The sequence below is a fragment of the Escherichia sp. E4930 genome (assembly GCF_005845405.1).
Lineage (GTDB): Bacteria > Pseudomonadota > Gammaproteobacteria > Enterobacterales > Enterobacteriaceae > Escherichia.
Genome location: NZ_VCDZ01000004.1, coordinates 69,369 through 93,439, shown reverse-complemented (window position 1 = coordinate 93,439; position 24,071 = coordinate 69,369). Strand labels below are relative to the sequence as shown.

General features: G+C 51.6%; 19 protein-coding genes and 1 pseudogene. 3 read left to right on the top strand and 17 right to left on the bottom strand.

Features of this window, described 5'->3' with window-relative positions; all coding sequences use genetic code 11:
- Positions 1 to 2 precede the first annotated feature (2 nt).
- The 12 genes from sinH to yfhM form a co-directional block, all read right to left on the bottom strand.
- Complete coding sequence (gene sinH / locus FFT88_RS07410; protein WP_135404527.1) at positions 3 to 2,183, bottom strand: intimin-like inverse autotransporter SinH; 2,181 nt, start codon at positions 2,181 to 2,183, stop codon at positions 3 to 5.
- A gap of 209 nt (positions 2,184 to 2,392) precedes the next feature.
- Positions 2,393 to 2,608 carry a zinc ribbon domain-containing protein gene (locus FFT88_RS07405; RefSeq protein WP_135404526.1) on the bottom strand — a complete coding sequence of 72 codons (216 nt, stop codon included), beginning with the start codon at positions 2,606 to 2,608 and terminating at the stop codon, positions 2,393 to 2,395.
- A gap of 62 nt (positions 2,609 to 2,670) precedes the next feature.
- Positions 2,671 to 4,143, bottom strand: a complete 1,473-nt coding sequence (gene der, locus FFT88_RS07400; protein ID WP_032281443.1) for a ribosome biogenesis GTPase Der — start codon at positions 4,141 to 4,143, stop codon at positions 2,671 to 2,673.
- A 117-nt stretch (positions 4,144 to 4,260) separates the two neighbouring features.
- Positions 4,261 to 5,439 carry an outer membrane protein assembly factor BamB gene (bamB, locus tag FFT88_RS07395; protein WP_130207489.1) on the bottom strand — a complete coding sequence of 393 codons (1,179 nt, stop codon included), beginning with the start codon at positions 5,437 to 5,439 and terminating at the stop codon, positions 4,261 to 4,263.
- Between the two features lie 10 nt (positions 5,440 to 5,449).
- Positions 5,450 to 6,070, bottom strand: coding sequence for an ancillary SecYEG translocon subunit YfgM (gene yfgM, locus FFT88_RS07390; RefSeq protein ID WP_130214611.1), 621 nt, complete (start codon positions 6,068 to 6,070; stop codon positions 5,450 to 5,452).
- A 17-nt stretch (positions 6,071 to 6,087) separates the two neighbouring features.
- Entirely contained in the window at positions 6,088 to 7,362 is a 1,275-nt protein-coding gene (hisS, locus tag FFT88_RS07385) for a histidine--tRNA ligase (protein ID WP_130258877.1), read from the bottom strand.
- Positions 7,363 to 7,472: 110 nt separating this feature from the next.
- Positions 7,473 to 8,591, bottom strand: a complete 1,119-nt coding sequence (gene ispG / locus FFT88_RS07380) for a flavodoxin-dependent (E)-4-hydroxy-3-methylbut-2-enyl-diphosphate synthase (protein WP_000551807.1) — start codon at positions 8,589 to 8,591, stop codon at positions 7,473 to 7,475.
- A gap of 26 nt (positions 8,592 to 8,617) precedes the next feature.
- Entirely contained in the window at positions 8,618 to 9,628 is a 1,011-nt protein-coding gene (rodZ, locus tag FFT88_RS07375; RefSeq protein ID WP_130214615.1) for a cytoskeleton protein RodZ, read from the bottom strand.
- A gap of 284 nt (positions 9,629 to 9,912) precedes the next feature.
- On the bottom strand, positions 9,913 to 11,067 hold the full coding sequence (locus FFT88_RS07370) for a bifunctional tRNA (adenosine(37)-C2)-methyltransferase TrmG/ribosomal RNA large subunit methyltransferase RlmN (RefSeq protein ID WP_130207500.1): 1,155 nt from the start codon (positions 11,065 to 11,067) through the stop codon (positions 9,913 to 9,915).
- Between the two features lie 149 nt (positions 11,068 to 11,216).
- Positions 11,217 to 11,648, bottom strand: coding sequence for a nucleoside-diphosphate kinase (ndk, locus tag FFT88_RS07365; protein ID WP_000963835.1), 432 nt, complete (start codon positions 11,646 to 11,648; stop codon positions 11,217 to 11,219).
- 148 nt (positions 11,649 to 11,796) lie between these two features.
- On the bottom strand, positions 11,797 to 14,109 hold the full coding sequence (gene pbpC, locus FFT88_RS07360; protein ID WP_135404525.1) for a peptidoglycan glycosyltransferase PbpC: 2,313 nt from the start codon (positions 14,107 to 14,109) through the stop codon (positions 11,797 to 11,799).
- The gene (gene yfhM / locus FFT88_RS07355; RefSeq protein WP_135404524.1) at positions 14,110 to 19,068 is read right to left on the bottom strand and encodes an alpha2-macroglobulin; all 4,959 of its coding nucleotides are present in this window, start codon (positions 19,066 to 19,068) and stop codon (positions 14,110 to 14,112) included.
- A 206-nt stretch (positions 19,069 to 19,274) separates the two neighbouring features.
- Between yfhM and sseA the strand changes: the two genes are divergently transcribed.
- Together sseA and timP (FFT88_RS25825) are read left to right on the top strand one after the other, a co-directional pair.
- Positions 19,275 to 20,120 (top strand): 3-mercaptopyruvate sulfurtransferase, encoded by an 846-nt coding sequence (gene sseA / locus FFT88_RS07350; RefSeq protein ID WP_135404523.1) that lies wholly within the window; start codon positions 19,275 to 19,277, stop codon positions 20,118 to 20,120.
- Between the two features lie 342 nt (positions 20,121 to 20,462).
- Entirely contained in the window at positions 20,463 to 20,588 is a 126-nt protein-coding gene (timP, locus tag FFT88_RS25825) for a small toxic inner membrane protein TimP (protein ID WP_254446235.1), read from the top strand.
- Between the two features lie 30 nt (positions 20,589 to 20,618).
- Here the strand turns inward: timP (FFT88_RS25825) and FFT88_RS25580 are convergent.
- Positions 20,619 to 20,693: pseudogene (locus FFT88_RS25580) on the bottom strand (hypothetical protein); the annotation flags it as partial.
- Between the two features lie 438 nt (positions 20,694 to 21,131).
- Between FFT88_RS25580 and timP (FFT88_RS25820) the strand changes: the two are divergent.
- Positions 21,132 to 21,257 (top strand): small toxic inner membrane protein TimP, encoded by a 126-nt coding sequence (timP, locus tag FFT88_RS25820; RefSeq protein WP_252152854.1) that lies wholly within the window; start codon positions 21,132 to 21,134, stop codon positions 21,255 to 21,257.
- Between the two features lie 31 nt (positions 21,258 to 21,288).
- On the opposite strand, the gene sseB is transcribed toward timP (FFT88_RS25820), so the two are convergent.
- The 4 genes from sseB to fdx all read right to left on the bottom strand — a co-directional run bounded on the left by sseB (position 21,289) and on the right by fdx (position 24,071).
- Positions 21,289 to 22,065, bottom strand: coding sequence for an enhanced serine sensitivity protein SseB (gene sseB, locus FFT88_RS07340; RefSeq protein WP_001298396.1), 777 nt, complete (start codon positions 22,063 to 22,065; stop codon positions 21,289 to 21,291).
- Positions 22,066 to 22,182: 117 nt separating this feature from the next.
- Complete coding sequence (gene pepB / locus FFT88_RS07335; RefSeq protein ID WP_085456461.1) at positions 22,183 to 23,466, bottom strand: aminopeptidase PepB; 1,284 nt, start codon at positions 23,464 to 23,466, stop codon at positions 22,183 to 22,185.
- A gap of 57 nt (positions 23,467 to 23,523) precedes the next feature.
- Complete coding sequence (gene iscX, locus FFT88_RS07330; protein ID WP_000523616.1) at positions 23,524 to 23,724, bottom strand: Fe-S cluster assembly protein IscX; 201 nt, start codon at positions 23,722 to 23,724, stop codon at positions 23,524 to 23,526.
- 11 nt (positions 23,725 to 23,735) lie between these two features.
- Positions 23,736 to 24,071: an ISC system 2Fe-2S type ferredoxin gene (gene fdx / locus FFT88_RS07325; RefSeq protein ID WP_001124471.1), complete on the bottom strand. Its 336-nt coding sequence runs from the start codon at positions 24,069 to 24,071 to the stop codon at positions 23,736 to 23,738.

Genomic DNA, 24,071 nt, shown 5'->3' with positions numbered 1-24,071 from the left:
ATCTAGTGCTTGCTGTAAACCACACGTAATCCATACCCCTGCACGCCATCTTCTTTTTGGGCGCCAAATTTCTGTACGGCCTCTTCGTTAGTGGCAGGGATGACAATATCTTCATTACTGGTATTCGATTGCGCTCCGGTGTAGCCATTGACGCTGTGCCCGGTAAACTCCCACTGGTAGTCGTATTGCGCCATTTCCTCTTCCGTCAGTTTTTCCGACTGCTGGAAAACACCATCGTTGTTGGCATCGCGCCACAAGACAAAGCGATAGGCATTATCAACAGGCAAATGCTCTTTCTCATTGCCGATAAGATTGACAGGGTTAGTTGCAGATACACGGTAGATAAAGGCATTAACATCATTGCCCCCCGCGCCGAGGAAAGTCACATCAACATAGTTACTGTCGTCATACGGCGCGGCTCTCGCTTTCCAGCGGAAAGTACCGGGTAACGTACTGGAGAGCGTAACGGTGCCTTTTTCTTTATCCTTCTTAGCGATAAAGACGCAGGGATTCTCGGTTGAACAGGGTTTATTGGTGAGCGTAACTTTTTTATCCTGCGCATCGTAAAGCTGCGGCGAAAGGTTATCTTCTGGCAGTGCATTGCCGTTGCGGTCAGTGTCATCACCAAAGCTATCGGTGACGTCGAGATCCATCACCACACCATCGACGCCGTCTGCCTGGGCGCTGGCTTCGTGGCTGTGATTGTTCTCATCCGGCACATCTGCGATGTTGTTGACGATCAGCTCTATTTTACGATCCTGCTGCACGGTGATTTCCACCACACCGGAATTCTGCCGATTACCCTTTTCATCTTCCAGCGCCAGACGCACGCGCCAGGTATTGAGTTTTTCCTGTTCGGCGGGATCGGAGCTGTACTGCCAGGCTGGCAGCACCAGATCCCAGTGGTTGTTGTTACCTTCAGTGATGGTATTCGCTTTAACAACAGGCATGACCAGCGTGCGGGAAGCGTTATTTTTCGCCTGCCACGAGGCGGCGACAATTTTGTAATGGTGGTTGATCAGCGCGTTGATGGTCCATTTACATTTTTCCAGGCCAACCGCTTCCTCTGGCGTGTCTTTAATCACGCATTCCGGGTGCTCATTGGTGGCGTCTGCTTTAAGCCACAAGGTGACATCAAGTGGGTCTTTTTCTTTGTATTCCAGCACGATAAAGTTATTACGTTCGACGAAGTCATGGCGACTGCCCATCAGCGAGTGAGCGACTTTGACATTATCGCTATTCAGTTGATCTTTTAGCGGAACACCGAACTGATAGTTAATCGTGGCGTTAACACTAAGATCACTGTTATCTCCGGTACCTGCTTTATAGTCCGTCCCGACCGTCAGTAACGGAACGGGTTGATAGTTCACGCCGAGCGTCACTGCATAGGGATCTTTTTCTAAATTATCGGTGCCGAAGAGCGCCACTTCGTCACCATAATATTGCTCGAAAACAATTTTGCCCCCCAGCTGCGGATAAGAAGGTAACCAGGCTTCCGCCCGGATATCCCAGCCACGTGCGGGTCGTTCTAAATAGAAATCAAAATCTTTTGAATCTTTCCAGTCTGAAAGCGGATGATAATAGTTACCAGAAAATTTTAAATAATCCGTCCAGGCTTCTGTCCCTAAGCCTAAACGGCGATGTCCGCGGGTGAAATCATAATCATAAAATATATTCCCCCCCAGAAGCCATTTATCAAAATTATGTCTTACGCCTAAACCTATATTACCTATCGTGCGCTCTTCTTTTCGTTGCGCAGAAAATTGACTGAAATAGACCGTGCTCTGATTATCATACCAGGGGACAAAATAGTCGATTGAACTTCCGTCCAGATCGCCATCCTGACCGATAGAAAGGTTAGAGCGAACTTTACCATAAGGAGAAAGCGCACCTTCGATATAAGACTGTGCGGATGATGTGATTTGCCCTTGCAGATAGCTTCTCGCCTGGGATTCAAGCGCTTCTGGAGTCAGGTTCTCAAAGCCCTGTTGAGCGGACTCGGTAACGTAATTGGCACCACGTTCCTTGACGGATTTGCCTTTGTTACTTTGTTCTTCTTGTTGAGCAGCTTCGCTTGCCAGATCAGGTAATGAAGATTCGCTTTGCTTAATATTTATCTCCGGTGCTGCATAAGCAGCACCGGAGATAAATATTAGTGTTATATAGCGGATCCATTGCAACATGTTTTTCCCTGTGGGAATTTAATTCTAAAATAATGTCTAATATTGTATTCCAGATAACGCAGCAACTGCACACCAGAAGTGCTAAACATAGTCTTAAAGTTATAACAATGAGACTTTGCTCATTTTTAATTAGTCGTTAATCTAATAGAGAGGATATTATAATATTTATATTAGGAATATATGATGCAAAATCATATATTCCAGTGATATTAAGCAATGACAAATTCAATACGGGTTTTAGAAATTAAACCGTGACCATGCTGGCAGAAATAATCCACCGCACCACACGCTTTTAACACCTGTAACGGTTGGTGGCAGTCAGGGCAAAGTGCCTGGACGATGAAATCTTTGTCGCAAGTTACGCAGTGAGCCGTCTCGCCTTGACGTTCGAGAGGGTTTTGGCAGATTGGGCAGCTGAGTTCCATAAATGATCCTCACATTTTCATGGGTTTCCCTTTCCATATGGAAAGGGAAACCAGATAAGTAATTACTTACTTTTCTTGATGTGCTTCATCAGGCGCTTACGCTTACGCATCTGGGTCGGCGTCAGGGTGTTACGCTTGTTCGCATATGGGTTTTCCCCTTCTTTGAACTGAATACGAATCGGCGTCCCCATCACATCCAGAGACTTGCGGAAATAGTTCATCAGATAACGCTTATAGGAATCCGGCAGGTCTTTCACCTGGTTACCATGAATCACCACAATCGGCGGGTTATAACCACCGGCGTGGGCATATTTCAGCTTCACGCGACGCCCGCGAACCAGCGGCGGCTGGTGATCTTCAACAGCCATGGTCATGATTCGTGTCAGCATAGACGTACCCACGCGACGGGTAGAGCTGTCATACGCTTCACGCACTGATTCAAAGAGGTTACCAACACCACTGCCGTGCAATGCAGAAATAAAGTGCACGCGAGCAAAATCGATAAAGCCCAGACGGAAGTCCAGCGTCTCTTTCACCTGCTCTTTCACTTCCTGGCTCAGGCCATCCCACTTGTTCACCACAATCACAAGTGAGCGCCCACTATTGAGAATAAAGCCCAGCAGCGAGAGATCCTGATCGGAAATACCTTCGCGTGCATCAATGACCAGCATCACCACGTTGGCATCTTCAATTGCCTGCAACGTTTTGATTACTGAGAACTTCTCTACCGCATCGGTGATTTTGCCGCGTTTACGTACGCCTGCGGTGTCAATGAGTACATACTCACGTCCGTCACGTTCCATTGGAATGTAGATACTGTCACGCGTTGTGCCTGGCATGTCGTAAACCACAACGCGTTCTTCACCGAGAATACGGTTAGTGAGCGTAGACTTACCGACGTTCGGACGACCCACAATCGCCAGTTTGATCGGCAGACTTTGCGGGTCGAAGTCGTCTTCCTCTTCTTCTTCGCCGTTCTCTTGCGCTTCAAATTGCGCCCAGTATTCTGCGTCTTCGTCCACTTCTTCTTGCGGCGCGAGATCTTCCATCCACGGCAGAAGGACGTGCTCCAGCAGGCTTAATACGCCACGACCATGAGACGCGGCAATTGGGTAGATTTCGCCTAAACCGAGCGAATAGAAATCAACAACTGCCTGGTCTGGATCTAAACCATCAGTTTTGTTTGCCACCAGGAAGGTAGGTTTTTCTCGGGAGCGCAGGTGCTTGGCAATAGCTTCATCTGCCGGCATCAGGCCAGCACGCGCATCAACCATAAACAGTACAACGTCTGCTTCTTCAATCGCCAGCAGCGACTGTTCCGCCATGCGGGTTTCAACACCGTCTTCCGTACCGTCAATACCGCCGGTATCAATACAGATAAACTCGCGGCCTTCAATTTCTGCACGACCGTACTTACGGTCACGAGTCAGACCCGGGAAATCCGCAACCAGCGCATCTCGGGTGCGAGTTAGACGGTTAAATAACGTGGATTTTCCTACGTTAGGGCGCCCGACAAGCGCGACCACAGGTACCATGTTTAAAGCCTCATTTTTATAAATCATCAGACAACGATCGCTTTTTTTGCGTCGTTGTTAAAAACAGGAAAACGGCCCCTGTCCAGGAGCCGTTTTCAAAGTGAACGACAGAGACGATTAACGTGTAATGGAGTACACAGTCCCGTCTTTTGCCTGGATCAGCAGTTTGCCATCAGCGGCAACCGGTTCGGTCTGGAAACCGGAGCTATCAACTTTTTGCTGGGCAACGAAACGACCATCTTCGACATTAATCCAGTGCAGATAGCCTTCACTGTCACCCACCACCAGGTTGCCATTATACAGCACCGGAGAAGTCAGCAGGCGATGCAACAGATCGCTTTGCGTCCACAGCGTAACGCCGCCATCAATGGTCAATGCCATCACCCGGTCATTTTGATCGACCAGATAGATACGGTTACCGTCGACGATGAAATCATTCACCGAACCCAGTTCGCGTTTCCACATAATCTGACCGCTGCGCAGATCAAGCGCCGTCAGGTTACCATTATAGGCCAGTGCAAAAACAACGCCGTTAATGATTACCGGAGTTGTGTCAACATCGCTCAGACGGTCGATTTCAGTAGAGCCGGTCGCCTGGGAGATGCGCTGTTGCCAAATCATCTGGCCCTGTTGCATCAGTACTGCACTGACGCGGCCATTATCACCACCAACGACTGCTGCGCCAAACGCTGTGGCTGGCGCAGATTCGCCACGCAAAGAGAGCGAAGGCATATCAAGGTTAACTGTCCATTTAACAGCACCGTCTGCTTCGTTCAGCGCTTGCAACTGACCATTACTGGTGTGGATAAGTACCAGACCATCGCTAACCACCGGGCGAGAAAGTGCTTCACCCGCGACTTTAGTTTGCCATGCTACAGTACCATCACTGGTATTCAGCGCGTAAACCTGCGCCTTTTCGCTGCCAATGTAAACATGACCACCTGCTACGGTCACGCCGCCAGAAAGCAATGCCGGCTCTTTAGACAACCAGCCATCTTTCTCGGCCAGACTGACAGACCAGATTTCTTTGCCGTCATCCGCATTCATCGCTTTTACTAAACCAGCGCGATCCGCTGCATAGACAACGTTGTCCGCCAGTGCCGGATGAAGATTAGAATAGAAGTTGCCAATGCCGCTACCAACAGAGGTGCTCCACGCCGTGGTCGGCGTAAACTGGTTTTCAACGGTCGGCAATGGGGACATCTTTACCACATCTTCTTCGCTGTTAAACAGCGAACAGCCGCTTAAAAGAGTAACGGAAAGCAGTCCTGGCAGCAGTAATTTACGCAATTGCATCGGGTCCCTCTCAGATGGACAAATTATTAATTTTCATCTGCATCATTTCGCTCAGTGCCGGGGTAGCATCGCTTTTCACGCCTGCTTCCCATGCACTACGCGCACCTTGCTTATCACCTTTGCTCAGCAATGCTTCACCACGCAGGTCGGCAACAATAGCAGCCCACCCTTCACCTTTAATGGTTTCAAGGGTTTTCAGCGCGGCATCAGCCTGCTTGAGCTGCACCTGAACTCGGGCAAGACGCAGATTTATCACGGCTTTGAGATTTTCATCGCTCGTGTCCGCCAACCCTTGTTGCAATTGGGCGGCAGCTTTCTCTAGTTCATTTTTGTCAACAAATTGCTGCGCAAGTTCCAAAGAAGCCAGCGCGCCATAAGTATTTTTATTTTCAGCAGCGAATTTTTCCGCCGCCGGAATGCTGTCTGGTTTGCCTTCGCTAACTGCGGTAACCGCATTGTGATAGGCAAGAGAAGTGGAGCGTGCGGAATCAACCTGATGGCTGTTCCAGTAGCGCCAGCCAATCAGTGCGCCAACGCCCAAAATCACCCCAACAGCCAGTGCTTTGCCATTTTCAGCAAAAAAGCGTTTAACCGCTTCAACCTGGTCGTTTTCGTTCTCGTAAATTTCCACGCTGTCCTTCTCCTTCCTTAACCCAGTAACGTGCGCAAATGCGCGGCTACGCTATCCTGCGCAACTGCCGTTTGCTCACCAGAGCGCAAATCCTTCACTACTGCCGTGCCGTTGGCCACTTCGGACTCACCCAGCACCACAGCAACGCGTGCGCCCCATTTATCAGCACGGGCAAACTGTTTCTTAAAGTTGCCGCCGCCGTGGTTGGTCATCAATTTCACACCCGGTAATTCATCACGCAGACGCTCAGCTAATGCCAGCGCCGCAGATTGTGTATCGGTGCCTGAAGCCACCAGGTATATATCGACAACGGGATCGGCTTTAAATTCCGGATTAACTGCCTGAACTAACAACACAAGACGTTCGAGGCCCATCGCAAAACCTACTGCCGGTGTTGCACGGCCACCCAGCTGTTCCACCAGACCGTCATAACGACCGCCTGCGCACACGGTTCCCTGGGAACCGAGGCTGTTAGTCACCCATTCGAAAACGGTACGATTGTAGTAATCCAGACCACGCACCAAACGCTGGTTGACGGTGTAGGCAATACCTGCGCTCTCCAGCAGTTTGCACAGACCAGCAAAATGCTCGCGAGACTCCTCGTCAAGATAATCGCCTAACGCCGGAGCGTCATTGAGTAACGCCTGCACTTCCGGATTTTTGGAATCCAGCACGCGCAGCGGGTTGGTGTACATGCGGCGTTTGCAGTCTTCGTCCAGCTTTTCTTTATGCTGTTCGAGGAATGCCACCAGTGCATCGCGGTAGTTCGCTCGCGCTTCCAGTGAACCGATTGAGTTCAACTCGAGGGTAACGTGTTCAGAGATACCCAGCGCACGCCACCAGCGAGCAGTAAGCATGATCAGTTCGGCGTCAATATCCGGACCTTGCAGACCGAAGACTTCACAACCTAGCTGATGGAATTGACGATAACGGCCTTTTTGCGGACGCTCATGGCGGAACATCGGCCCGATATACCACAGACGCTGTTCCTGATTGTACAGAAGACCATGCTCGATGCCGGCGCGTACACAGCCCGCCGTCCCTTCAGGGCGCAAAGTCAGGCTGTCGCCATTGCGATCCTCAAAGGTATACATCTCTTTTTCAACCACGTCGGTGACTTCACCAATCGCACGTTTGAATAGCGGGGTCTGCTCTACAATCGGCAAGCGGATTTCACTGTAACCGTAGCTGCCGAGCACGTTTTTCAGTGTGCCTTCAATGCGCTGCCAAATGGCAGTTTCGCCAGGCAGGTAATCGTTCATGCCGCGAATGGCTTGAATGTTTTTTGCCACGTTTATTCTCTTTCTGAATATAAAAATGAACCCTCAACGCTTCCGTCAATGTTTCGGGAGCTATGCGGGTTCAATCATACACGGGAAGCGAGGCGCTTCCCATCACGTTATTATTTTTCAACCTGCTGAACGTCAATTCGACGCGCTTCGTCCAGCTGACTGGCTTTTGCACGAATGCGCGCTTCCAGTTGATCGATCATGTCATTGTTGTCCAGACGGTCTTTGCGCACGCCATCTTCATAAAGGCCGCTTTTCTTGTTGCCGCCCGTGACGCCGAGTGTAGAAACCAGTGCCTCGCCAGGGCCATTCACCACGCAACCAATGATCGAAACGTCCATCGGGGTAATGATATCTTCCAGACGCTGCTCAAGTGCGTTAACCGTACCAATGACGTCAAACTCCTGACGAGAACAGGTCGGGCAGGCGATGAAGTTGATCCCGCGCGAACGGATTCGCAGCGATTTAAGGATATCGAAACCGACTTTGATCTCTTCAACCGGATCGGCAGCCAGCGAAACGCGCAGCGTGTCACCAATACCTTCAGACAGCAACAGACCTAAACCGATGGCAGATTTCACTGCCCCGCTGCGTGCGCCACCGGCTTCGGTGATCCCAAGATGCAGCGGCTGATCGATCTGTTTTGCCAGCAGACGATACGATTCTACTGCCAGGAAAACGTCTGACGCTTTAACACTGACTTTAAACTGATCGAAGTTCAGACGATCAAGATGATCAACATGGCGCATGGCAGACTCAAGCAACGCCTGCGGCGTCGGTTCGCCATACTTTTCTTGCAGATCTTTTTCCAGCGATCCCGCGTTAACGCCAATACGGATCGGAATGTTTTTATCGCGCGCACAGTCAACCACCATGCGAATACGCTCTTCATTACCGATATTGCCTGGGTTAATGCGCAGGCAATCGACGCCGTATTCCGCCACTTTCAGCGCAATGCGATAGTCAAAGTGGATGTCGGCCACCAGCGGTACGTTAACCTGCTGTTTGATGAGTTTGAACGCTTCTGCCGCGTCCATCGTCGGTACTGAAACACGGACGATATCGGCACCAACACGTTCCAGCGCCTTGATTTGATTGACCGTCGCTTCGACGTCTGTCGTGCGCGTATTAGTCATGGACTGTACGGCGATGGGAGCTCCATCGCCAATCGGCACATTCCCAACGTAAATACGTGTTGATTTTCTACGTTGAATTGGAGCCTGGTTATGCATGCAAAATCTCCCGCGTTACCCGTCTGTTACTGCGCCGGTGATTGTTCGGCATTTAGGGTCAGACGCGCAACCTGGTTAGTTCTGATAAAACGACTCAGATCGACAGGTTTCCCTTGATACTGGATCTGTACTGCGGCTGGCGCACCAATTTTCAGTTTGTACGGCGCCTGACCGGCTAAATTCAAGTTACCGCCTTTACGCTGCATCCCGCTGAACAGTTTTTTGCCAGTAGAATCGGTGACTTCCAGCCAGCAATCGGCAGTAAAGTTCATGACCAGCGCATTCGGGTCAGCCGCTGGTGTTGTTACACCAGCCTGATCGGTTGGCAATGGTGCAGCAGCATCTGGCGTCGTTGCAGTTGGCGCGGTCGTAGCCGCGGTATCCACATTCGCCTGCGAAGGCGGAACAACTGCGTTCTGCTGTGGTTCAACGGCAGGGGCTGGCGTGGTCACGTCTGACGTTTGCGTGTTTGCAGCGGTAGTATCCGCAGGTGCTGACGTCGTGGTGGAGTCACTCTGACTAGCATTTGAGGAGGTATCTAACGGCACGCTCTGCGCCTGGTCGCTATTACCGTTCAGTTCCGCTGTGGTCTGATCGGCCATAGTCGTGATCTCTTCCTGCTGGGCTTTGTGATCTTGCCACCACCAGGCACCGCTCAGTCCAATCACCACGAATAACACCAGCCAGGTGAAGGTCATCAGCCAGCCATCGCGTTTTTTACGTCGCTTGCCGAGAGAGAAACTCTGCATGGGCGCAACTTTTGCGGCCCGTAACGGAGCCTGTTTTTCCAGCCCCGGCAGCAGTTCTTCTTCCGGAATATGCACCAGTCGTGCATAAGACCGGATATACCCGCGCAGAAATGTTGATGCAAGGTCGGCTGGCGCCTTATCCTCTTCAATATCGCGTACCGTGGAAACCTTCAGACAAAGTCGTTCGGCAACGGCTTGCTGGCTAAGTCCAAGTTGTTCGCGGGCATTACGCAAGCGAGCGCCGGTAGTAAGTGCTTCATTTTGGTCGTGCGTGGCTTCAGTATTCATTCGCTGCAGGTACGTTTAAATGAGAATTGAGATGCCGGTGAGTCATCATACTCACCCACACCGCGAGACATCCATTAAGTTAACCTTTATCATACAGTATAAGACTGTCTGTGTGCTCATGACAAAGCCCACATGAATCAAAGCTAACTCACTGTTGCATCGTTACATACTGCCTTAAAGTCAGCAAAAACGCACCGTTAATATTGATCAGACAATTGCAACTTAATGCTATATTCATAAAAGATTACGCCACGGTACAAAAAGTAACCGTGGCGCAAGAGACATCAAACCGTTTTCACGTCGATGGCTTCTCCCTGCATCCGTTTGCGCAGGGTACGTTTAGTACGGTCGATAACCTCGCCCGCTAATTGCCCGCAGGCTGCATCGATATCATCCCCACGCGTTTTACGCACGATGGTTGTGAACCCATAGCTCATCAACACTTTTGAGAAGCGATCGATACGACTGTTCGAACTGCGGCCATACGGCGCGCCCGGGAACGGGTTCCACGGAATCAGGTTGATCTTACACGGCGTATCTTTCAGCAGCTCCGCCAGTTGATGCGCGTGCTCAGTACCGTCGTTAACATGGTCAAGCATCACGTATTCAATGGTGACGCGGCCCTGATTGGCATTGGACTTTTCCAGATAACGGCGCACCGCAGCGAGGAAAGTTTCGATATTGTACTTTTTGTTGATCGGTACAATTTCGTCACGAATTTCGTCGTTCGGCGCATGCAGAGAGATTGCCAGCGCAACGTCAATCATATCGCCCAGTTTATCCAGTGCCGGAACAACACCCGATGTAGAGAGCGTCACGCGACGTTTAGACAAGCCAAAGCCAAAGTCGTCGAGCATGATTTCCATCGCCGGAACGACATTATTCAGGTTGAGCAGCGGTTCGCCCATGCCCATCATCACTACGTTAGTGATCGGGCGCTGACCGGTGACCTTTGCTGCGCCGACGATTTTCGCCGCACGCCACACCTGGCCAATAATTTCCGACACCCGCAGGTTACGGTTGAAACCTTGCTGGGCAGTGGAACAGAATTTACACTCCAGCGCACAGCCAACCTGCGAGGAGACGCAAAGTGTGGCGCGGTCGTCTTCCGGAATGTACACCGTTTCAACGCGCTGATCGCCCACGGCAATTGCCCATTTAATGGTGCCGTCAGATGAACGCTGTTCTTCAACCACTTCCGGTGCGCGGATCTCCGCCACCTCTTTCAGTTTGCCGCGCAACACTTTGTTGATGTCGGTCATCTCATCAAAGTTGTCGCAGCAATAGTGATACATCCACTTCATCACCTGATCGGCGCGGAAGGGTTTTTCACCTAAATCTTTAAAAAACTCCCGCATCTGCTGACGGTTGAGATCCAGCAGGTTGATTTTTCCATCTTTCGTGGTGACGTTTTCAGGTGTGACTAATTGTTCAGACATATGCTATTCCGGCCTCGTTATTACACGTTATGGCCCCTGGAGGGTTGAAAAAAGAAACGCCCCGGTGAGCTACTGCTCGTCCGGGGGCGCTGCATTGTACAAATTCTGGCGCATGGATGCCACGTTTGCACGCGGCATTTACGAAAATATTAACGTGTGCGCGGACACACTTCGCCTTCACCGAAGAAGAAGGCGATTTCGCGAGCGGCAGATTCTACGGAATCAGAACCGTGGGTACCGTTTTCGGTCAGGCTGTCAGCGTAATCAGCGCGCAGAGTACCGGCCAGTGCGTTTGCCGGATTGGTCGCGCCCAGCAGATCGCGGTGACGCTGAACGGCGTTTTCACCTTCCAGCACGGAAACCACGATCGGGCCAGAGGTCATGAACTCAACCAGACCATCAAAGAACGGTTTTCCATCGTGTTCAGCATAAAAGCCACGAGCCTGTTCAACGGTCAGGTGCAGCATTTTGGTGCCGACAATTTTGAATCCAGCAGCTTCAAAGCGCGCAAAGATATTACCAATAACGTTTTTTGCTACCGCATTCGGTTTGATGATGGAAAAAGTACGTTCAATAGCCATTTTTACCTCTGTAAATTATTCTGTTGTTGTCTGTACCAGCGTACGAGATGGCGCGGATTATAATGAGCTACAGGGCCGTTGACTATTGATGAAGGTAACATTTTTTTAAAATAAACCGAATTTAAGCAACAAAATCTGACAAAACAGACTACTGCATGGCAAATCTCACCGTCGCGACCTGTCCCATTTCATCCATCACCAGTAACTGATAATCACCTTTTTCACTCAAACGCAACGTAATGTTACGCCCACGTTCAGTTAACGGCGCACCATTAAGAAACCACCATCGCCCACCTGCGCCACCCGTGGTTTGCACAGGCAAAGAAGCATCAGCAGTGCCAGGTAAACGTTTAATAATCGCGCCATCGCGAACGCCTGTCAGCTGCAGCGGGAGCTGGGCATCGTGACCGTACGGCGGGCAACTTGTTGATGCCGATGGCAGGCGTGCGGCGCGGCGCTCCGATGCGGGCAGCCAGGTTTCCAGCGGTAGCGGCCAGACATTTATCATTTCTTGTCGCGCCTGAGGGCAATCAGCGGCAACACGTTTGCCGTTTTCATCCAGCCAGATGGGGAAACGAATGCCGTTAATGCCTTCCTGCTCAGGCAGTAATAGCGTTGGCGGCTGGCTCCCGTCCAGCAGCCAGGTTGCCAGGCGGCGGCGACAGTTACCGTCACCTTCCGGCAAAGACTGTCCGCCAGGCCAGCAGATAACGCCACGGCTTACGGAGTCAGGACGCGGGTCTTCCGGCAGATTCGCACTGCGCGACAGTAAGATATTATTGACCTGATTCAACAGCGGTACGGCGCTGGCAAAGCCAAACTGGCCGACTACCGGCGTGCCGTCCGGCCTGCCGGTCCAGATACCGATCACATAGCGAGCGTTTATCCCTATTGCCCATGCATCGCGATAGCCATAACTGGTTCCTGTTTTCCACGCCAGTGGTACGACGCGTGGCAAGGCACCATCCGGAAGCGGCTGCGCTTCATCTGCCATAATACGGCGGATAATCCACGCAGCCCCCGGCGACATTAACGGTCGCTCAAGTAATGGGTCGCCCGGCTGTAAGCGCAACTTACCCGCCTTACCGTGGCGAGCAAACGCGGTATACGCTGCAGCCATATCTTCCAGTTTTGCACCAGCGCCGCCAAGAATGAGCGAAAGATTGGGCGCAGCACCGTTGGGCAGATACAACGGCAATCCAACATTGCGTAATTTTGCCGCAAACCGTTTCGGGCCATAGGCTTCCAGCACCTGCACAGCAGGTAAGTTCAGCGAGCGCACCAGCGCCTCGCTCATGCTGATCGGGCCATGAAAACCGCTGTCAAAGTTACCGGGTCGATAATCACCGGTGCGTCGGGGGACGTCTTGCAACAGCGATGCCGGGTGGATCAAACCTTCATCCAGAGCCAGACCATAAACAAATGGTTTGAGCACCGATCCTGGCGATCGGATCGCATTAACCATATCAACATGACCAAAGCGTGAATCATCGTTGAGATCGACCGATCCTACCCAGCCGCGAACACGCATATCGGTATGATCAACCACGATCATTGCCAGTGAGCTGCGCGCCGGCAATCGTCCTTTCCAGTTTTGCGCCAGTTCTTCCAGACGTCGTTGAAGACCTGCATCCAGCGTAGTAACGATTTTGTCGCTTTTACTTTTACCGAGCATCATGCGCGAAAACAACGGTGCCAGTTGCGGCATTTGTCGGGGGGCCAGCCAGATGGGCTCTTCACTAGATTCTTTTACCTGCTCACGGGACCACACACCTTGCGCAGCCATCCGTTTGAGCACTTTATTACGTGCGGCCTCGGCACGTTCCGGCCAGCGATCCGGGCGCAGTCGGCTGGGCGCTTGCGGTAATACCGCCAACATTGCTGCCTCGGAATAGCTCAAATTTGCAGGCGATTTCCCGAGATAAGCCCAGCTTGCCGCACCGATCCCCTGTAACGTACCGCCAAACGGGGCGCGGTTAAGATACAAGGTCAGAATTTCACGTTTAGACAGGTGCCATTCCAGTTGAAATGCGCGCCAGAGCTGGCGAATTTTACCGCCAAAGGTTTTCGAATGTGGATCAAGCAGGCGAGCTACCTGCATAGTGAGCGTACTGCCGCCGGAGATAACCCGACCAGAAGTAAGATCCTGCCAGGCAGCACGAGCCACCGAGAATGGGTTCACGCCTGGATGCTTCCAGAACCAGCGATCTTCGTAATTGATCAGTGCTTCGAGATAACGCGGAGAAACATCTTCGATGGTTACCGGATAACGCCAGATGCCGTCAGCATCGGCAAAGCGCCAGAGCGGCGTCCCATCCTGCGCCACGACGACGCGTGCGGGGTTAACTTCATGTAGCGGCAGAGGCCAGAGTTTATCTGCCCCCCACGCCGCCAGAATGATAATAAAGGGCGTGACTGCCAGCGTTATCCAGCAGCCACGTTTGGTTAACAGACGAGGCATTTACGGTCTGATAATCAGCAAATCTTCAGTAGCGCCAGTCGCCCGCCATTGGGGAACATACATTGATTCCACCATCGGTTGCGGAACCTGATACGTTCCCGGCGTTACCGCCCGTGCCAGATACACCAGCGTTACCGGCTGATATTCATCAACAGCAACCGCCGCCACAAAGCGATCGTCCCGAAACTCAATATGCTTAATGTTCGCTTGTTGCATTTGATTGAGTAGGTTTTGCACTTCGCTGCCACTTTGCTCCAGGCTGGCGCTGCCGTTAGCCAGGTTCTGGTTTTCCAGTTCCAGGCCCGCTGGCAGTAAATCAACGACCAAAGCATCCGGCACGCTGTCACTGGCTTTTACCTGCAACCAGACCAGCACCAGATCGCCGCTACGCAACGAGTCCAGAGACTTACTCTTACCGTCAGTACCAAGAATATGACGCTCAATTTGCAGCACATTGCTCGCTGGTTGTGGTGCGGATTGCGGATAACCGCTGGCATCCACACGCAGCCATAACGGCTGGTCACCACGGTTGGTCACCTGCAAGGTGGCAAGTTGATCGCTATTCAGATTGCTGTTTTGCGCTTTCTCACCTGTCAGCGGCTCAGTTGAGAAAGAGGTTTGCGCCTGCCATTTACCCGGTAAATCCTGAATCGTACGGGCAGCCAGAAACAGCGCGTTACTTTCCTGGGTCGAGAGCCAACGTTCGCCAAATGCCTGCTGTGAAAGGGTGTTAAGCAATGCATTCTGTGCATCAGGCAGTAGCTTGTTCTCTTCAAGTAAGGAGAGCATTAACGCGTTGTCGCGCAGTGGGCTACCGTAATCACCCAGCCATTTCCGTTCATCGTTACGCGGCGTTTTCAGCGCCAGCGCAATCGCTTCTTCACCACGCGTCGCATCACCCATGGTTTTCAGCGCAACGCCAAGTTGCAGCAGCGGTAAACCAGAAGCCGCATCTGCACGACGCTCCCAGATTTCACGTAGCGCACCCAGCGGTGCTTTTTGCTGCCGTGCCAGGATCAGTGCAGCGTAAGACTGAACGGCAAACTTACTGGCTTTAAGATTATCAGCGTACGGAATCGACATCATGCCCGGATCTTGTAAATAGCGCAGCAGACGCTCGTTTCCACGATTAATGGCTTCTGTCGGCACGCTGTAACCCTGTTCACCAGCACGGATCAGGAAATCCATCACGTAGGCGGTCAGCCAGTACTCTTCGTCACCGTTTTTATCCCACAGGGCAAAGCCGCCGTTATCCCGTTGCATTTGCAGTAAACGAGAAACACCAATATCGACTGCCGCACGGCGTTTATCATCGCTGTCGCCTTTTATCCCCAACGCCTGCAGTTGGGCTGCATTGGTATAAAGTGACGGGAACAGACCGCTGGTGGTTTGCTCCAGACAGCCGTACGGATACGCTTTTAACTCTTTGATATAACGTGCGATGTTCAGCGGTGGTTTGCCGCTCAACAACAACTGCCCTTCCAGCGTAACAGGAGAGAAGTTTTGCAACCCATCAGCCGGGAGCGCCCAGGTTTCACCAGGCTGTAACGCCGTACCGTAATTGACCGTTTGTGCCGGGAATGCCGGACGGACGCCGATTTTCCACTGCTTATGCTGATCGGCAACGGTTTCACCTGGTAACGCTAACCCGCTAATGGTGGCCTGAATTTCACCATCGCCAAACCCCGTCAGAGCACGCACCGGGATAAACAGCGTGGTTCGCACACCTGGCGCTAATTCAACTGGTGCGGGGGAATTACTCACCAGTTCAAGCAAGCCACTGGCGGTCAGAGCAACGTTAAGTTTTTGCGGTTTATCGGTAAGATTAGTGATGTCCAGCGTCAGACGTGAGGTGTCGCCGCTAGCCATAAAGCGCGGCATGTTCAGTTCCGCTATCACGGGTGCCGCAACAACCACTTTGCTTTCGTTGCTGCCGAAATCATCTGCTGTCCATGCTTGCGCCATGACGCGCAATTCACCGTTAAAATCGCCAATCGGCAATGTAACCGTGCCTTCGCCCTGTTCGTTGAGCGTTACCGGCAGCGCCTGTTGCGCGACAATATTGACGTGATTTACTGGCGGTTTGCCACCGCGTTTCAGTTCATCACCATCGCCACCAAAACGCAGTGCAGCCAGACGCCCCTGACCTTCAATAACCTGACCGTAAATATCGTAAATGTCTGCGCCATAGCGTTTCTGACCAAAGAACGCCTGCCACGGATCTGGCGTGACGTAGTCAGTAATATTCAGCACACCACTATCAACGGCAGACACCAGCACATTCACCTGTTTAGGCTTCTCGCCATTTTTAGTGCTGGCTTTAATTTTCACGGTTAATGGTTGATTGGGACGCATTTTTGCTGGTGTTTCCAGCGCCAGATCGAGGCGACGGTTTTCATCACCAAGCGGCAAATGCAACACACCAACCGCGCGTTTTGGCGTCGCGGAGCGAGATTTATCGCCAGGACGCACCACCAGAGTACTCAAATAAAGATCATGACGATTCCAGGTTTTATCGACCGGAATCGTCAGATCCAGCCCTTGAGCCGGAACATCAATCTCTTGCCACCACAGCGGCCCTTCACTGGACTCGACCATCGCATAACCTTTACCCGCCGTTGGCGCGGCGATATGCAACTTAATGGTGTCGCCCGGGCGATAACTGGCCTTATCCAGTTTCAGCGTGACACGGTCCGGACGCACTGCGCCGCTACCGTCGCTATTATCCTGCCAGCTATATCCGGCCCAAAAACGCACGCTACTGACCGCTTCATTCGGCGCTTTGACTTCCAGACGATAAGCGCCCCACTCTACCGGAAAACTGACCTTGCCGGTTTCATCCGCTTTCAGATCCAGCGTTTGCTCATTTTCGATCAGATCTTTTTGATCGAACTGTGACTTCCAGCCTTCATCTTCCGACCAGTTCCAGTAGTAATCGCGACGTTCGCGAATCAGTCGCACCTGCAAGCCCGACACTGCTTTTTTCACGCCCTGCGCATCGCTATAAACGATATCAAAAACAGCGTTACTGTCTTCATCAACAATGGGCTGTTTTACCATGCTGTCAGTACGATAATCGTAAACTGATTTTGAAGAGAACTGCGGACGGATCCCTGGCAGCACATCGGCAGGCCAGATAGCCTGCTCAGCGCGGCGCGTCACCGGGCGACCGCCCGATTCCAGCAAACTCCCCTGGAAAATAACCTGTAATGGGGAATGTACTTCCTTCCACTGGCTTTCAGTGGAAACTTCGCCGCGCCCTTTATCATCCAGCGTCAGTTGGACTTCATCCAGCGTGCGCGAAAGGTTTTCGGCAGCTATATCGCCGAATTCGAAACCAGGCAATGCAGAAACCGCTTCACGCAGCGGCCGCAAGAAAAGCTGTCCCTGCAAGGTATTGCCATTAGCGGGCGCACCGTACAGGTAGTACCCCACCACGGAGAATTTCACTTCGTCTTTTGGCGTTAATGGCGTTTTCTCTCCGGTCAGATTCAACGCCATGCGCTCCGGCATAAAATCTTCGACGTGGAAATCCCACATCCGATACTGGTTATCCCCAGTGTTGGCTCGGATATGCCACATTCCGGTTGCCGCAGTGCTATCCAGCGGCCAGGTAAAGTGGTAGAGGCCATTTTCCGGCTGGCTAACAACACTACGCAGTACCTGCCCGTCAGGTTTAATCACGTCCAGTTTGATGGGTTGATCCGGCAGAGCTTTACCGTCTGCATCACGCAGTAAGCCGTTGAGGATGACCGTTTCGCCAGGGCGATAAAGATCGCGCGGGCCAAACATAAAGAACTGTTTGCTGTAGCCTGGCGCGCCAGCAATGTTAAATTCCGCTAAGTCCAGTGCCGGTAGTTTTAAATCGAGCAGCGTTGTTTGACCGTCTTTACGCGCCAGCAGTAGCGCCGCGTTTTTATCATTTTCCAACTGCACATGGCCCTGTGAATCACTGGTCGCCTGAGTCAGAGTCTGCCCTTTCTCATTTAATAGCGAGACTTCAATTCCTTGCTGGGCCGCGCCGTTTTCCAGGCTTTGAGTAAAGATATCCAGACGATTGTGATAACGGTGGGCCGATACGCCGATATCACTTAACGTAAATAGCGTGGCTGGATTACTGTAATCGTAATGTCCGGCCTGATTCATTACAGCCAGATACACGCCCGCCTGCTGAAGCGGCTTGATATCGCCCAGCGGCAGCAATAATTTTTCACGAGTGTTTCGCGCGGGATTGAGATCAAACCGCCCGGTATAGACCAGGTCCGCCATCTCCAACAGTTTGTCCGATTGCCAGTTCGCCAGTGAGTTACGATATTCCCACTGGCTAATGAAAGCTGGCAGCGATTCCGGCTTAACACGGAAGAAGTTAACATCGACATTGTTAACGTTGAGCGCCATTACCGGCAGTCCTTCCACGACTTTTCCGGGTAGCAGCGAACCACGGCTGGCAAAGCCGACGCTGGGTTGGATATCGCGGGTGGTGATGGTTTTTTCGTAATCTTTACTGAAGGTTGCGTTATTGAGTGCCTTAACTTCCTTGCCAATAGTGACGATCAAATCACGTTTCGGTTCGAGGTGGCGTAAACGCAGTTCTTTGAGATTATCTGACAACTCCCAGGCGCCATCCACTTTGCCGCTCTTTTTATCGACGACATGAATAACACGCGAGAAGTCCTGATCCGGGTCGAGGGGGACAGAGAAAGTCAGTACCAGCGTGGCTGCGCCATCGAGCTGTACCTCAGAGAGATCCAGCAATGTCAGTGCCTTACCCGCACTCTGTTGTGCCAGTTTTTGTCGCGCCGGCGAGGAGAGTTTCGCAGAAGTCGCATTTGTCGAAGATGACTCTTTAGCAACTTCAGAAGACGTATCTTTTTTCACTGCAGTTGGCGCGTTATCGTTGTTGTCGCACCCTGCCAGCGCCAGCATCAACATACAGGCGGCTAAGCGTAACTTTTTCATCTCTCATCCCTGCCACAATGGCCCGTTAGCAACGTCGAATGATTATTATGCGTGAGAAATGACGTTATGTAATTCACTATCACATCTACAAAATCCGAATTTTAGTGAGAAATGTGGCTCAGGCAGCCAAATCAGCCTCTTTTGCTTGTCGCTTTTCGGCAAACATCCGACAATTTAACTTAACCCCGGCAAAAATGGAGATGCCTATGTCCACGACATGGTTTGTAGGAGCCGACTGGCTCGCCGAACATATTGATGACCCGGAAATTCAGATTATTGATGCCCGTATGGCGCCGCCCGGGCAGGAAGAGCGTAACGTTGCTCAGGAGTATCTGAACGGTCATATCCCCGGTGCAGTATTTTTCGATATCGAAGCTCTCTCTGATCATACATCCCCCCTTCCGCACATGCTGCCTCGCCCGGAAACGTTCGCCGTCGCGATGCGTGAACTGGGCGTTAATCAGGACAAGCATCTGATTGTCTATGATGAAGGAAACCTATTTTCTGCGCCGCGCGCGTGGTGGATGCTGCGCACTTTTGGTGTGGAGAAAGTGTCAATCCTTGGCGGTGGCTTAGCGGGCTGGCAACGTGATGATCTGCTGTTAGAAGAGGGCGCAGTGGCACTGCCGGAAGGAGAGTTTAACGTCGCGTTTACCCCGGAAGCCGTGGTGAAAGTGACCGATGTGTTATTGGCAAGTCATGAAAAAACGGCACAAATTATCGATGCCCGCCCGGCTGCGCGTTTTAACGCGGAAGTTGATGAACCTCGCGCAGGTTTACGTCGCGGACATATTCCCGGCGCGCTGAATGTTCCATGGACAGAGCTGGTGCGCGAAGGCGAACTGAAAACGACCGATGAACTGGATGCGATATTTTTTGGTCGCGGCGTCAGCTATGACAAACCAATTATTGTCAGCTGCGGCTCTGGTGTAACGGCAGCCGTGGTTTTGTTGGCACTCGCAACGCTGGATGTGCCAAACGTGAAACTGTACGACGGCGCATGGAGTGAATGGGGCGCACGGGCAGATTTACCGGTTGAGCCATTGAAATAAGCTTTTTACAGGCAATAAAAAACCGCCGAATTTGGCGGTTTTTTATTGCTGGTCTGGTTCGCGGCCTTTCCAGCCGGTTGACTTGTGTTGCCGGAGCAACGCAGGCACCCCACAGTGTTGAAATACTCTCTTTTATGCCTGGCCATGTCAAGATAATAAACAGAGTAATTATTCAAACATGAGAGTATTATTCTTAACGGCCCTTTTCGCCGTCTCGCAAACGGGCGCTGGCTTTAGGAAAGGATGTTCCATGACCGTAAATACAGGCACCCCACAGTGCTTGCTATCGCGGTAATATCGCCAGTGGTGCTGTCGTGATGCGGTCTTCGCATGGACCGCACAATGAAGATACGGTGCTTTTGTATCGTACTTATTGTTTCTGGTGCGCTGTTAACCGAGGTAAATAATAACCGGAATCTCTCCGGTAACAATTTACTGGTGGTTAACAACCTTCAGAGCAGCAAGTAAGCCCGAATGCCGCCCTTTGGGCGGCATATTTTAGATTATCCGATTCTGTTTAAAGTCACCCCAGCGACGTTCATAGAATGGCGCAATATGTTCAGTAATAAAATAACCTGGCTTATTAGTCCGAATTCAGACAAATATAAACAAATCCCGCTTAATATTAAAAATACTAACTGGTAAAAGATATTACTTAAACGTGTAAATTCACTTTCTTTAAACAACAAAAAACCGCCAAAATCAGGCGGTTTTTTGTTGCCGGTCTGGTTCGCGGCCTTTCCAGCAGGTTGACTTGTGTTGCATGAACAACGCAGGTGCTTCACAGCAGAGCAATACTCGCCAGTAACTCTCTTTTTGTCAAGCCAAAGAGAGTAATTTTTGTTCAGCTAGTGTATTATCCACTACGGCCCTTTCCGCCGTCTCGCAAACGGGCGCTGGCTTAAGGAAAGGATGTTCCATGGCCGTAAATGCAGGTGTTTCACAGCGCTTGCTATCGCGGCAATATCGCCAGTGGTGCTGTCGTGATGCGGTCTTCGCATGGACCGCACAATGAAGATACGGTGCTTTTGTATCGTACTTATTGTTTCTGGTGCGCTGTTTTCCGAAGTAAATAATAACCGGAATCTCTCCGGTAACAATTTACTGGTGGTTAACAACCTTCAGAACAGCAGGTAAGCCCGAATGCCGCCCTTTGGGGCGGCATATTTTAGATTATCCGATTCTGTTTAAAGTCACGCAAAAAACCACCCCAGCGACGTTCATAGAATGGCGCAATATGTTCGGTAATAAAGTGGCTAATGCCTTTTTCCCCTTTTTTTACCTGGCAAATATCTATCGGTTCATCGCCAGGTAATGTATCTGTCGCTACACTTCCCGCTGCCTGAATAATTTCTTCGATATCACCATCGGCTTCAATGCCAATAAGTAAATTAGGCTGTGCCTCTTCGTTCTCTTTAATTGAACAAATAAAAGCACGCTTCACTGGCTTAATGGTTTTAAATAAGGTGGTGAGTGAATCAATCATTTGTGCTGGTGGCTCTGCGACTTCCGATAATATCAGCGATTCACCGCCTTCCAGTACTTCCTGACTGCTCAGCGGATTCCCTTCTTCACCAATCAACAAACTGATTTCACGCGGCATAAATTCTTTACCGGTTGGCAGTTTGGCATTAAGGAAGAGCGTTTCACCAAGGGTCATCTCAAACAATGTGCGAACGGGCATTACGACAAATGCCTGTTCGTCTTCAACCGCCTGTTGAAGCGCTTCTAATGAGGTGAAAAAAGGAATGACGCTGGTGCCGTCTTCTTTTTCCCAGTGCTGTAAATCAAGCGCGCTATCTTCAACCACAGCCTCGCCCTGCGCCGCCGTACCAGGTACCCAGACGGTGGATTCCAGTAGAGTACGGAAAAAGGCCGGGCGGTGCGCCGGTTCGGTTGCTGCTTTTTCCAGCAGGTCTTCAAGTTCGTTTTTTGTTTCGGACATAAGAACCACAATTCATTCAACGTTCGGGGCACAAGTGCCTGATGCGCTACGCTTATCAGGCCTACAAGGGATTCGCAATTTGTTGAATTTGCACAATTTGTAGGCCGAATAAAGCGCTTACGCAGTTAACAGATTAGCAATCGTGCGCACACCCAGCCCGGTCGCGCCTGCAGACCACTGTTCAACCGGCGCTTTACGGTAAGTCGCCGAGCAGTCAATATGCAGCCAGCCTTGCTGATAATTCTCAACAAAGTGCGACAGGAAGCCCGCCGCCGTACTTGCACCTGCCGGATACGCCGCGCTTCCGGTGTTGTTCAGTTCGGCAAAGTTAGACGGCAGCTGGTTGCGGTGGAACTCCGCCAGCGGCAGACGCCAGAACGGTTCGTTCTCCTGCGCGGCACTCGCCAGCAAGCGACCGGCAAGCGCATCGTCAAAACTGAACAGCGCGTGATAATCATTACCCAGCGCGGTTTTCGCCGCCCCGGTGAGGGTCGCCGCATCAATGATCAGTTCCGGTTTCTGCGCACTGGCATCAATCAGGCCATCGGCCAGCACCAGACGCCCTTCGGCATCAGTGTTCATCACTTCAACTTTTTTACCGTTGCGATAGGTGATGATATCGCCCAGCTTGAACGCATTGCCGCTGATCAGGTTATCCGCACAGCAGAGGAACAGCTTCACGCGCTTGTTCAATCCGCGAGTAATGGCAAATGCCAGCGCCCCGGTAACCGTTGCCGCACCGCCCATGTCCGACTTCATCGAGTCCATAAACGCGGTCTGTTTGATGCTGTAGCCGCCGGAATCAAAGGTGATGCCTTTACCAACCAGGCACGCGTACACCGGCGCTTCTTTATCGCCAGTCGGGTTGTAATCCAGCGCCAGCAATACCGGAGAACGTTCTGAACCGCGTCCGACGGTGTGCAGCCCCATATAACCTTGCTCACGCAAATCTTCGCCTTTGGTGATCCGGTAAGTCACACGATCGCCTGCGACGTTGCTAATCAGATCAACAGCACGCTGTGCCAGTTGCGATGGCCCCAGTTCTTCCGCCGGTGCGTTGATGGTGTCACGCACCCAGTCGATGATCATCAGGCGGTTATCCAGTTCCTGGCGCTGGGCATCGTCCAGATCCGGCCACTCCACTTTACGCGTGCCTTTCGGGGCTTTGTAACCTTGCCAGAATGCCCAGCAGCGATCCGCATCCCAGCCTTCACCGCTTAGCTGAACATGTTTGATGCCCAGACCGTCAATCTTGCGCGCCGCACGCTGGATCAGCCCCAGATCGTCCGCTCCATTCAAATGCAGGGTAATGCCATCATTATTAATGCTGTAAGTCGCTTTTTCTCCCCAACGTGCGTCGGCAGGCTGGGTAGAGAGGGTAATTTTCATCGCTTCTGTCATTTTAGTTATCCTTATTCGTTTAACAGCAAAACGGGCTACCCCAGGCAGCCCGTTTATTCATTCGGCTTCGTCCAGCCAGACTAACAAAATCGCTTCGAGGATTTTCTCGTTGGATGCCTGCGGATCGTCGTCGAAATCTTCCAGATCGCAAATCCACTGATGCATATCGGTGAATCGAACCGTTTTCGGATCAAGATCGGGATACGCATCGTACAGTGCTTCGCCAATTTCGCGGCTATCGGTCCACTTAAGTCCCATACTAACCTCTGTTAATGCTCACGCGCATGGTTGATAGTGTAACGCGGGATTTCGACCACTAAATCTTCGTCGGTGACGCGCGCCTGGCAGCTTAAACGGCTTTCCGGCTCCAGCCCCCAGGCTTTGTCCAGCATGTCGTCTTCCTGCTCTGAGCTTTCCGGCAGCGAGTCAAAACCTTCACGAACGATGCAGTGGCAGGTGGTGCAAGCACAGGATTTTTCACAGGCGTGTTCAATCTCGATACCGTTACGCAGCGCAACGTCGAGAATGGTTTCACCGCTATTCGCTTCCAGAACAGCGCCATCAGGACAGAGATCCTGATGAGGCAAAATAACAATCTTTGGCAT

Excerpts from the sequence above, each read along its gene's own strand:
- sinH (WP_135404527.1), bottom strand. The coding sequence starts at position 2,183 with ATGTTGCAATGGATCCGCTATATAACACTAATATTTATCTCCGGTGCT.
- FFT88_RS07405 (WP_135404526.1), bottom strand. The coding sequence starts at position 2,608 with ATGGAACTCAGCTGCCCAATCTGCCAAAACCCTCTCGAACGTCAAGGC.
- der (WP_032281443.1), bottom strand. The coding sequence starts at position 4,143 with ATGGTACCTGTGGTCGCGCTTGTCGGGCGCCCTAACGTAGGAAAATCC.
- bamB (WP_130207489.1), bottom strand. The coding sequence starts at position 5,439 with ATGCAATTGCGTAAATTACTGCTGCCAGGACTGCTTTCCGTTACTCTT.
- ispG (WP_000551807.1), bottom strand. The coding sequence starts at position 8,591 with ATGCATAACCAGGCTCCAATTCAACGTAGAAAATCAACACGTATTTAC.
- rodZ (WP_130214615.1), bottom strand. The coding sequence starts at position 9,628 with ATGAATACTGAAGCCACGCACGACCAAAATGAAGCACTTACTACCGGC.
- FFT88_RS07370 (WP_130207500.1), bottom strand. The coding sequence starts at position 11,067 with ATGTCTGAACAATTAGTCACACCTGAAAACGTCACCACGAAAGATGGA.
- ndk (WP_000963835.1), bottom strand. The coding sequence starts at position 11,648 with ATGGCTATTGAACGTACTTTTTCCATCATCAAACCGAATGCGGTAGCA.
- pbpC (WP_135404525.1), bottom strand. The coding sequence starts at position 14,109 with ATGCCTCGTCTGTTAACCAAACGTGGCTGCTGGATAACGCTGGCAGTC.
- yfhM (WP_135404524.1), bottom strand. The coding sequence starts at position 19,068 with ATGAAAAAGTTACGCTTAGCCGCCTGTATGTTGATGCTGGCGCTGGCA.
- sseA (WP_135404523.1), top strand. The coding sequence starts at position 19,275 with ATGTCCACGACATGGTTTGTAGGAGCCGACTGGCTCGCCGAACATATT.
- timP (WP_254446235.1), top strand. The coding sequence starts at position 20,463 with ATGAAGATACGGTGCTTTTGTATCGTACTTATTGTTTCTGGTGCGCTG.
- timP (WP_252152854.1), top strand. The coding sequence starts at position 21,132 with ATGAAGATACGGTGCTTTTGTATCGTACTTATTGTTTCTGGTGCGCTG.
- sseB (WP_001298396.1), bottom strand. The coding sequence starts at position 22,065 with ATGTCCGAAACAAAAAACGAACTTGAAGACCTGCTGGAAAAAGCAGCA.
- pepB (WP_085456461.1), bottom strand. The coding sequence starts at position 23,466 with ATGACAGAAGCGATGAAAATTACCCTCTCTACCCAGCCTGCCGACGCA.
- iscX (WP_000523616.1), bottom strand. The coding sequence starts at position 23,724 with ATGGGACTTAAGTGGACCGATAGCCGCGAAATTGGCGAAGCACTGTAC.
- fdx (WP_001124471.1), bottom strand. The coding sequence starts at position 24,071 with ATGCCAAAGATTGTTATTTTGCCTCATCAGGATCTCTGTCCTGATGGC.